Origin of the sequence: Stenotrophomonas sp. AB1(2024) (assembly GCF_037482345.1) — a bacterium.
In the GTDB taxonomy this organism is placed as follows: domain Bacteria; phylum Pseudomonadota; class Gammaproteobacteria; order Xanthomonadales; family Xanthomonadaceae; genus Stenotrophomonas.
Genome location: NZ_JBBHKO020000001.1, coordinates 986,565 through 996,190, shown reverse-complemented (window position 1 = coordinate 996,190; position 9,626 = coordinate 986,565). Strand labels below are relative to the sequence as shown.

The 9,626-nt window shown below is 65.6% G+C and carries 11 protein-coding genes; 9 read left to right on the top strand and 2 right to left on the bottom strand.

The features are described from left to right. Positions 1 to 75 precede the first annotated feature (75 nt). From WIX41_RS04645 to WIX41_RS04625, 5 genes are all read left to right on the top strand, one after another. The gene (locus tag WIX41_RS04645) at positions 76 to 1,218 is read left to right on the top strand and encodes a PilT/PilU family type 4a pilus ATPase (protein WP_339445989.1); all 1,143 of its coding nucleotides are present in this window, start codon (positions 76 to 78) and stop codon (positions 1,216 to 1,218) included. A 114-nt stretch (positions 1,219 to 1,332) separates the two neighbouring features. After that, positions 1,333 to 1,923 carry a hypothetical protein gene (locus tag WIX41_RS04640; protein ID WP_339445988.1) on the top strand — a complete coding sequence of 197 codons (591 nt, stop codon included), beginning with the start codon at positions 1,333 to 1,335 and terminating at the stop codon, positions 1,921 to 1,923. 125 nt (positions 1,924 to 2,048) lie between these two features. Then, positions 2,049 to 3,032, top strand: a complete 984-nt coding sequence (locus tag WIX41_RS04635; RefSeq protein ID WP_339445987.1) for an aldo/keto reductase — start codon at positions 2,049 to 2,051, stop codon at positions 3,030 to 3,032. A gap of 132 nt (positions 3,033 to 3,164) precedes the next feature. Further along, complete coding sequence (locus tag WIX41_RS04630) at positions 3,165 to 3,380, top strand: DUF4287 domain-containing protein (RefSeq protein WP_339445986.1); 216 nt, start codon at positions 3,165 to 3,167, stop codon at positions 3,378 to 3,380. Between the two features lie 94 nt (positions 3,381 to 3,474). Then, positions 3,475 to 4,182, top strand: a complete 708-nt coding sequence (locus WIX41_RS04625; protein ID WP_339445985.1) for a YitT family protein — start codon at positions 3,475 to 3,477, stop codon at positions 4,180 to 4,182. A 51-nt stretch (positions 4,183 to 4,233) separates the two neighbouring features. Here the strand turns inward: WIX41_RS04625 and WIX41_RS04620 are convergent, their stop codons facing one another. Continuing rightward, positions 4,234 to 4,776, bottom strand: a complete 543-nt coding sequence (locus WIX41_RS04620; RefSeq protein ID WP_339445984.1) for a DNA-3-methyladenine glycosylase I — start codon at positions 4,774 to 4,776, stop codon at positions 4,234 to 4,236. A 117-nt stretch (positions 4,777 to 4,893) separates the two neighbouring features. Between WIX41_RS04620 and WIX41_RS04615 the strand changes: the two genes are divergently transcribed. From WIX41_RS04615 to WIX41_RS04600, 4 genes are all read left to right on the top strand, one after another. Beyond that, entirely contained in the window at positions 4,894 to 5,460 is a 567-nt protein-coding gene (locus WIX41_RS04615; protein ID WP_339445983.1) for a YqgE/AlgH family protein, read from the top strand. Beyond that, a complete protein-coding gene (gene ruvX, locus WIX41_RS04610) occupies positions 5,453 to 5,920 on the top strand; it encodes a Holliday junction resolvase RuvX (RefSeq protein ID WP_339445982.1) in 468 nt (155 codons plus the stop codon). The genes WIX41_RS04615 and ruvX overlap by 8 nt, the downstream gene beginning before the upstream one ends. Positions 5,921 to 5,935: 15 nt before the next feature. Then, the gene (locus tag WIX41_RS04605) at positions 5,936 to 6,886 is read left to right on the top strand and encodes an aspartate carbamoyltransferase catalytic subunit (RefSeq protein WP_339445981.1); all 951 of its coding nucleotides are present in this window, start codon (positions 5,936 to 5,938) and stop codon (positions 6,884 to 6,886) included. Between the two features lie 739 nt (positions 6,887 to 7,625). After that, positions 7,626 to 8,075, top strand: coding sequence for an REP-associated tyrosine transposase (locus WIX41_RS04600; RefSeq protein WP_339445980.1), 450 nt, complete (start codon positions 7,626 to 7,628; stop codon positions 8,073 to 8,075). Between the two features lie 724 nt (positions 8,076 to 8,799). On the opposite strand, the gene WIX41_RS04595 is transcribed toward WIX41_RS04600, so the two are convergent. Next, positions 8,800 to 9,600 carry a prolyl oligopeptidase family serine peptidase gene (locus tag WIX41_RS04595; protein ID WP_339445979.1) on the bottom strand — a complete coding sequence of 267 codons (801 nt, stop codon included), beginning with the start codon at positions 9,598 to 9,600 and terminating at the stop codon, positions 8,800 to 8,802. Positions 9,601 to 9,626 lie beyond the last annotated feature (26 nt).

Below are 9,626 nucleotides of genomic sequence, written 5' to 3'. Positions count from 1 at the left end.
GCTGTGCCCGGCTCGACAGATTCGGTAGCGCCGGCCGTTGGCCGGCTCTCGGCAAGGCATCCGGAGCCCACCGCAATGAATACCACCAGCACCACCATCGACTTCACCTCGTTCCTCAAGCTGATGGCGCACCAGAAGGCGTCGGATCTTTTCATCACCGCGGGCATGCCGCCGGCGATCAAGGTCAACGGCAAGATCTCGCCCATCACCCAGACCCCGCTCACGCCGCAACAGAGCCGCGACCTGGTGCTGAACGTGATGACCCCATCACAGCGCGAAGAGTTCGAAAAAACCCACGAGTGCAACTTCGCCATCGGCCTGTCCGGCGTGGGCCGGTTCCGCGTGAGCTGCTTCTACCAGCGCAACCAGGTCGGCATGGTCCTGCGCCGCATCGAGACGCGCATTCCCACCGTGGAAGAGCTGAGCCTGCCGCCGATCATCAAGACGCTGGCGATGACCAAGCGCGGCATCATCCTGTTCGTGGGTGCGACCGGTACCGGTAAATCGACCTCGCTGGCGGCGATGATCGGCTACCGCAACCTGAACTCCACCGGCCACATCATCACCATCGAAGACCCGATCGAATTCGTGCACAAGCACGAAGGCTGCATCATCACCCAGCGCGAGGTCGGCATCGACACCGAAAGCTGGGAGGCGGCACTGAAGAACACGCTGCGCCAGGCGCCGGACGTGATCATGATCGGCGAAGTGCGTACCCGCGAAGGCATGGACCACGCCATCGCCTTCGCCGAAACCGGCCATCTGGTGCTGTGTACCCTGCATGCCAACAACGCCAACCAGGCGATGGACCGCATCATCAACTTCTTCCCGGAAGACCGCCGCAACCAGCTGTTGATGGACCTGTCGCTGAACCTCAAGGGCGTGGTCGCCCAACAGCTGGTGCCCTCGCCGGATGGCAAGTCGCGCAAGGTGGCGATGGAAATCATGCTGGGCACGCCGCTGGTGCAGGATTACATCCGCGACGGCGAGATCCACAAGCTCAAGGAAGTGATGAAGGAGTCGGTGCAGCTGGGCATGCGCACCTTCGACCAGAGCCTGTTCGAGCTCTACCAGGCCGGCGAGATCAGCTACGAAGACGCGCTGCGTTACGCCGACTCGCAGAACGAAGTGCGCCTGCGCATCAAGCTGTCGCAGGGCGGCGACGCACGCACGCTGTCGCAGGGCCTGGACGGGGTGGAGATTTCCGAGGTTCGTTGAACCTGCGGAAGCGGAACCAGGGCGCGTACGGTGCAATGCCGGCGCGCCTTTGTCGTAAGTGGTGCTTCAAGGGGCCGGCACCGCGCCGGTAGCACTGAACTGTAGAGAATGCATATGGAACTGCATGATCCGTACCGCGCGCCGGCGACCATCCCGGCACCACCTGCATTGCCTCGCGCCCTGCCTGAGGTGCGTGCCCAATCACAGGCCGACTCCGACGCGGCCGAGTACTACTCGCCCTCCACCCTGAAAATGGTGCTGCTCTCACCGACCACGTTCGGGCTCTACCCGCTGTACTGGTTCTGGCGGAACTGGCAGGCGATCAAGCGTGAAACGGGAGGAAGCCAGTGGACTTGGGCGCGCGCGCTGTTCTCGCCGATCTGGGCGTACTTCTGCTTCAGCGACCTGCGCAGCGCGGCCTGCAACCGTCGTCGCGACCTGGCGTTCGACCCGGCGCTGCTGGCAGTAGCCTACTTCCTGCTCAACCTCTCCACCCGGCTGCCCAATGTCGGGTGGTTGCTTGGCTTGTTCATCTTCGTACCGCTGCTGCCGGTCAACAGCCTGCTGCGTCGCTACCACCAGGATGAGCGGGTGGACATGGAGCGCATGGACCGGTTCAACATCTGGCACATCCTGGTGGTGGTGGCCGGGGGGCTGTTCCTGCTGCTGCTCTTCATCGCCATGGCGGTCACGCCGGACCGGTAACAGGATGGCGCCGCCGTCAGGCGGCGCCATTCATGAAATCTGCTCATGACCAACAGCGCTCCGGCCTGTGCAATCGGCACGGACCTCTGGCGTATCGTGGGGGTCCCCACTGGAAGGAGCACCCCATGCAGACACGAATCCTTGGCAACAGCGGCCTGCGCGTTTCCGCGCTTGGGCTGGGCTGCATGGGGCTGAGCCATGCCTATGGCACCGCCCCCGAGGTGAGCACCGGCGTCGCGCTGCTGCACGCGGCGGTGGAACGGGGCGTGACCTTCTTCGACACCGCCGAGGTGTATGGCCCGTTCCGCAACGAGGAATTGCTGGGGCAGGCACTGGCGCCCTACCGCGACCAGGTGGTCATCGCGACCAAGTTTGGTTTCAAGGGCGCCAACGCCGATGCCGGTCTGGACAGTCGCCCGGAGAACATCCGTGCGGTATGCGAAGCCAGCCTGCAGCGGCTCAGGACCGACCGCATCGACCTGTTCTACCAGCACCGGGTCGACCCGAACGTGCCGATCGAGGAGGTCGCCGGCACCGTCAAGGACCTGATTGCCGAAGGCAAAGTAAAGCATTTCGGCCTGTCCGAAGCCGGCGAAGACAGCATCCGCCGCGCGCATGCGGTGCAGCCGGTGGCGGCGCTGCAGAGCGAGTATTCGCTGTGGTGGCGTGAGCCTGAGCAGAGCGTGCTGCCGGTGCTGGAAGAGCTGGGCATCGGCTTTGTGCCGTTCAGCCCGCTTGGTCGCGGTTTCCTGACCGGGGCGATCACCGCCGATACCGAGTTCGCCGCCAACGATTTCCGCAGCTCGCTGCCGCGCTTTGCGGTGGAGGCGCGCCGCGCCAACCAGGCCCTCGTGGACGCCATTGGTGCGATCGCCGCCGCGCGCCAGGCCACCCCGGCCCAGGTTGCACTGGCCTGGCTGCTGGCGCGCAGGCCGTGGATTGTGCCGATTCCGGGCACCACCAAGCTGCATCGGCTGGAGGAAAACCTGGCTGCGGTGGATCTGACCCTGCACGAGGCCGACCTGCAGCAGATCGCGGCGGCGCTGGACGGCATCGCCATCATGGGCGACCGCTACAACGCTGAGCGGCAGAAGCAGGTCACCCGCTGACGTTCAAGGCGCACGACCAACGGTCGTGCGCTACCGCTTGACCGGTAGGTGCCCACCGTTGGTGGGTACGGATGTCGATTTCCTCCGCTGACCAACGTCGTACCGGGTGAACCCCTCTGCAAGGAACAGGTCATGAGCGACACCACCCCGGTCAAAGGCCCCGCGTCGTACTTTCCGTCCATCGAAAAGACCTATGGGCAGCCCGTCGGGCACTGGCTGGCTCTGCTGGCCACCCAGGGTGGCCTCAAGCACATGGCGCTGGTCACCTTCCTGAAGAACCAGCACGGCCTGGGCCATGGCCACGCCAATGCACTGGTGGCGCACCATCTGAAGGACCGGACGGGGTGAAAACGTCATTCGTTGCGGGATGAATCAATTTCACCTGCAACTGTCACGCGGATCGTGTCTAATACCGCTCCCCACGTGTCTGGCCCCATCCCCCATGTCCCTTCAATCCCATGGCCCTGCGCCGTGCGACGACGCTGACGGCCATCTGGTCACCGCCGGTCCGCTGACCCCGCCCCCGGACAGCGCCGGCACCGTGGCCGATGCGAAAGCGCTGCGCCATTCGGTCGCCGAAGACGTGCAGGGCATGATCCTGGCCACGCTGGTGGCTTCGCTGGGCCTGGCGATCTTTGCCAAGGGCGGGCTGATGATCGGCGGCATGGCAGGGCTGGCCTTCCTGGCCCACTATGCGTTCGGCTGGAACTTCGGCCTGGTGTTCGTGCTGGTCAACCTGCCGTTCTACTGGGTGGCGGTGCGGCGGATGGGCTGGGAATTCACCCTGAAGACCTTCGCGGCGGTCACCGCCTGCGGCGTGCTGACCGACCTGCTGCCGCGCTGGGCCGATTTCGCCCACATCAGCTCGCTGTATTCAGCGCTGGTCGGCGGCGCGCTGGCCGGGCTGGGCATCCTGTTCTACATCCGCCACCGCGCCAGCCTGGGCGGCATCGGCATCCTGGCGGTGTACCTGCAGCGCACCCGCGGCTGGAGTGCCGGCAAGGTGCAGATGTCGTTCGATACGCTGCTGATGGGCGTGGCGTTCTTCGTGCTGTCGCCGGACAAGGTGCTGTATTCGGCGATCGGCGCGGTAGTGCTGAGCCTGGTGTTGATGTTCAACCACCGGCCCGGCAGGTACATGGGCGTTTAACACCGCACACCGGTAGCGCCGGCCGTTGGCCGGCCCAGGCGATGTCCGGGATCAACGTGATGTTACGGCCCACGGCGGTGGGATCTTCGCCAAACGCTTGTACACGGGGCAATCCCTGGCGTGCGCGCCGGGCAGGTAGCCCAGGCTCATCAGGAATTCGCCGGTGATCTCGCCGCCGGTGAAGCGGAATGTCTTCTTGAACAGCTTCACCCAGTCAGCCTTGTCGCGCGGGTGGTGCGCGTCCAGCCACGCCGCGAAACTGCCGTGGCTGGACCGCAGCTGCTGGATCACCTGCGCGTTGTGGATGGCCGCGTGCACTTTGAGCCGGTTGCGGATGATGCCCGCATCGTTGAGCAGCCGTTCCACGTCGCGCTCGCCGTAGGCAGCCACGGTGTCCACGTCGAACTGGCTGTAGGCCGCGCGGAAACCTTCGCGCTTCTTCAGAATGGTTTCCCAGCTCAGCCCGGCCTGGTTGATTTCCAGCAGCAACCGCTCGAACAGCTCGCGTTCGTCGCGCTGCGGGAAGCCATATTCGTGGTCATGGTAGTGACCGTGCACCGGGTGGCCCGGGGCGATGAGGCAGTAACCGCTCATGGGGAATCGTCGTCAACAGGAGAGTGCGTGATCCCAGTCTACGGCCAACACTCACCCGCCCGCATCCGCAGGGCCAGACTCACGCCCGTGTGCGGATGCACCGGGTAGAATGGACCCATGTCCACGTTGCCCACATCCCTTGCCCATCACCTGCTGGTCGCGCTGCCGTCGCTGACCGATCCGACCTTTGCGCGCACGGTGGGCCTGATCTGCCAGCACGACGAGAACGGTGCCATGGGCGTGCTGGTCAACCAGCCGTCGGAGTACACGCTGGGCGATGTGCTGGCGCAGATGGAGATCCAGACCGACGACCTCGCGCTGCGCGATCAGGTGGTGCTCAACGGCGGCCCGGTGCACCCCGAGCGCGGCTTCGTCATCCATGACGACGCGCGCGACTGGGAATCGAGCCTGCAGGTGGGCGAGGGCGTGTACCTCACCACCTCGCGTGACATCCTCGAGGCCATGGCCCGCGGGCATGGCCCGCGCAACACGCTGGTCACGCTCGGCTGTGCCGGCTGGACCGAGGGCCAACTGGAAGGCGAGATTGCCGACAACAGCTGGCTGACCGTGCCGGCCGATGTCGAATTGCTGTTCGCCACGCCGCTGGAGCAGCGCTGGCAGGGGGCCGCCGCGCGCATCGGCGTGGATCTGTTCCGACTGACCGATTACAGCGGCAATGTCTGAGCCGGCCACCATCCGCCGCGACGGTACCGTGCTGGGCTTCGATGTCGGCTCGCGCCGGATCGGCGTGGCGATCGGCAGTTCGTTCGGCACCCATGCCCGCGCCATCGCGGTGGTGGACGTGCACGGCAATGGCCCAGACTGGACCGCGGTCGAACGCCTGATCAAGGAATGGCGGCCCGATGGCCTGGTGGTGGGCGACCCGCTCACCCTGGAGGGCCAGGACCAGCCCAACCGCAAGCGCGCGCAGGGCTTTGCCCGCCAGCTGCGGGAACGTTTCAAACTGCCGGTGGTGCTGATCGACGAGCGTTCCAGCTCGGTCGAAGCCGCCCGCCGGTTCGCCGTCGAGCGCGCCGAAGGCCGCAAGCGTCGTCGTGATGCGGCCACGCTGGATGCGGTGGCCGCCGCGGTGATCATCGAACGCTGGCTGTCTTCGCCCGACGACGCCACCCCCGTTTCCTGACCCCAGACCCTGCCCATGACCGCCTCGCAACTCGATTCCGACGGACGCCTGCGCCACCTGCTGACCCTGGAAGGTCTGCCCCGCGAAACCCTGCTGCAGCTGCTCGACCGCGCCGGCCAGATCCGCGACGCGGCGGTGGGCCGGGTCGGCAACAAGCGCCACGTGCTGGGCGGTTCGGCGGTGTGCACGCTGTTCTTCGAACCCTCCACCCGCACCCGCAGTTCGTTCCAGCTGGCGGCGCAACGCCTCGGCGCGGACGTGCTGAACTTCGATGCCTCCACCTCGTCCACGCGCAAGGGCGAGACCGCCTGCGACACGCTGAAGAACCTGGAGGCGATGGGCGTGCGCGGGTTCGTGGTGCGCCACCCGGATGACGGTGCCGTGGCCGAACTGGCGGCGGCGGCGGGCGAGGGCACCGCACTGGTCAACGCCGGTGATGGCCGCAGCGCGCATCCGACCCAGGGCCTGCTCGACATGCTGACCCTGCGCCAGGCCAAGGGTGGCGATTTTTCGAAGATGAAGGTGGTGATCGTCGGCGACGTGAAGCATTCGCGCGTGGCCCGCACCGACCTGCATGCCCTGCGCACGCTGGGCGTGGGCGAGATCCGCGTATGCGGCCCGCAGTCGCTGCTGCCGGACGATGAGACGTTGAAGGGCTGCATCGTCGGCCAGGATTTCGACCAGATGCTGGAAGGCGTGGATGCGCTGATGATGCTGCGCCTGCAGCGAGAGCGCATGGAAGAAGGCCTGGTGCCCTCGATCGAGCAGTACCACGCGGAATACGGCTTGAACGCCGCGCGCCTGAAGCGTGCCGGGCAGGATGCGGCCGTGCTGCACCCGGGCCCGATCAATCGCGGTGTTGAAGTCACCGACGAAGTCGCCGACGGCCCGCAATCGTGGGTGTTGCGCCAGGTCGCCAACGGCGTGGCCGTGCGCATGGCGGTGTTGGAGACGTTGTTGGGGTGATGGGGGGGCGGCTTCGGATGGTCTAAACGTCGGATGAAACATGGGGGCGGTTTGTTGCCGCCTTCGGATGCTTGGGCCGCGCTGCGCGCGGTGTCCGGCCAACGGCCGGGGCTACGAATTGGTACGGGGCCATTGGGATTGGGATCAATCGACCATTGGTTTCGGATGGTCTAAACGTCGGATGAAACATGGGGGCGGTTTGTTTCCGCTTTCGGATGCTTGGGCCGCGCTGCGCGCGGTGTCCGGCCAACGGCCGGGGCTACGAATTGGTGCGGGCCCATTGGGATTGGGATCAATCAACCGTTGGCTTCGGATGGTCTAAACGTCGGATGAAACATGGGGGCGGTATGTTTCCGCCTTCGGATGCTTGGGCCGCGCTGCGCGCGGTGTCCGGCCAACGGCCGGGGCTACGAATTGGTGCGGGCCCATTGGAATTGGGATCAATCAACCGTTGGCTTCGGATGGTCTAAACGTCGGATGAAACATGGGGGCGGTATGTTTCCGCCTTCGGATGCTTGGGCCGCGCTGCGCGCGGTGTCCGGCCAACGGCCGGGGCTACGAATTGGTGCGGGGCCATTGGGATTGGGATCAATCGACCATTGGCTTCGGATGCATGGCGGTAGCGCCGGCCGTTGGCCGGCCCACGCGAACCTGCCTACGCTGCGTGTTGGTGTCGGGCGATACCGGTGCCTGCGTTCCCCTGACATTCAACTGCTGCCGATCCGCGCACCATCGGCGGATGAGCAGCAACCGTCTCCGCATTGGACGTCACAGCATCGCTGGGCAGATCTACGTCATGACGACGCGCTGCACCGGGCAAGCCCGGTGGTTTGAGCGTCCGGAAGCCGCCGAGATCGTGGTGGACCAATTCCGAAAGATGGACCGAAGCCGATGCACCCTTACCCTGGCATGGGTCGTCATGCCCGACCACATCCACTGGATGTTTGAACTGCGCTCGCATTCACTCGCGTACGTCGCGCGGCGCTTCAAATCTTCCAGCGCGCTGGCACTGAACCGCCTGAGCCGTAGGCAGGGCAAGGTGTGGCAGCCCGGATTTTTCGATCATGCGCTGCGTATGGACGAAGCGCTATTGCGCCACGCGCGCTACATCGTTGGCAACCCGATACGCGCGGGAATGACCGATCACATTGGCGAATACAAGTACGCCTGGTGTCGCTGGCCGCTGTAGGCATGATCCGACATTACGTGAGCCGGCCAACGGCCGGCGCTACCGGAATCCGGCCTGACGACCGGTTGATCCCGATCCCAATGGGCCCGTGGTTGATTGATCCAGATCCCGATGGGCCCGTAACAATTCGTAGCCCCGGCCGTTGGCCGGACACCGCGCGCAGCGCGGCCCAAACGTCCGAAGGCATCAACATCATCGCCACCGATCATCCGTCCGGCGTTTACACGATCCGAAGCCCACGGTTGATTGATCCAGATCCCGATGGGCCCGTGGTTGTTTAATCCCGATCCCAATGGCCCCGTACCAATTCGTAGCCCCGGCCGTTGGCCGGACACCGCGCGCAGCGCGGCCCAAGCATCCGAAGGCGGCAACATCATCGCCACCGGTAAACCTTCCGGCGTTTAGACGATCCGAAGCCACCCATCAGACGTTCATGACCCCGGATCGAAAAGCAGCCGGCCAACGGCCGGCGCTACCGGAATCCGGCCTGGCGACCGGTTGATCCAGATCCCAATGGGCCCGTGGTTGATTGATCCTGATCTCAATGGGCCCGTACCAATTCGTAGCCCCGGCCGTTGGCCGGACACCGCGCGTAGCGCGGTCCAAGCATCCGAAGGCGGCAACATCATCGCCACCGGTAAACCTTCCGGCGTTTAGACGATCCGAAGCCACCCATCAGACGTTCATGACCCCGGATCGAAAAGCAGCCGGCCAACGGCCGGCGCTACCGCCTCTGCACGAACATCCAGTCCCACATTGCCGCGTCCGCATACGTCGCGTCCCATGCGTTGTGGTTGCCCTGCGGGTATTCGGTATACCGCACGTCGCTGGCACCGGCGGCATCGAACGCCACCTTCAGTTGCCGGTCGTCTTCGGGCAGCACCACATCATCCAGCGCGCCATGGAACATCCAGATCGGTGTCGCCTTCAAGCGTGCGGCCATGGCCGCATACGGATCCGCTTGGCCCGCCACCGATTCCACGAACAGCGTCGCGCGCACCGCGCGTGGGGCCAACACCGCGCCGCACACTGGCACGATCGCGGCAAAACGGCCCGGGTGCTCCAGTGCGATGTTCCAGCTGCCATAGCCCCCCATCGACATGCCGGTCAGGTACTGGCGCGAGGGGTCGGCACCGAATTCGGCAAGGGTGGCATCCAGCGCGGCCAGCGCGATGCGGTTGTTGATGCCCGACCACTCCTGGTCTTCCGGCACCTGCGGCAGCACCACCAGCGCCGGGAAATCGCGCGCGTGCGCGCGCAGGTGCGGTCCCAGCCCGGCCGTGGTCTGACGGCGCCCGTCGCTCCCACGCTCACCCGAGCCATGCAGGAACAGCACCACCGGCAGGCTCCCGCGCTGCGCCTGCGCGGCGCGCGGCACGAACACCTGGTAACGCGATTGGCGTTCTTCCACGGTGACCGTGCGCTCTACGAAGTGCCCCTTGTCGGGTGCGTGCGTTGAGGCGCACCCGCTCAGCGCGGCCATCGCCACCACCCACACCCACCATCCCGCGCGCTGTCGTGCCATGTACCGTCCCCGTCTGAAAGCGTTTT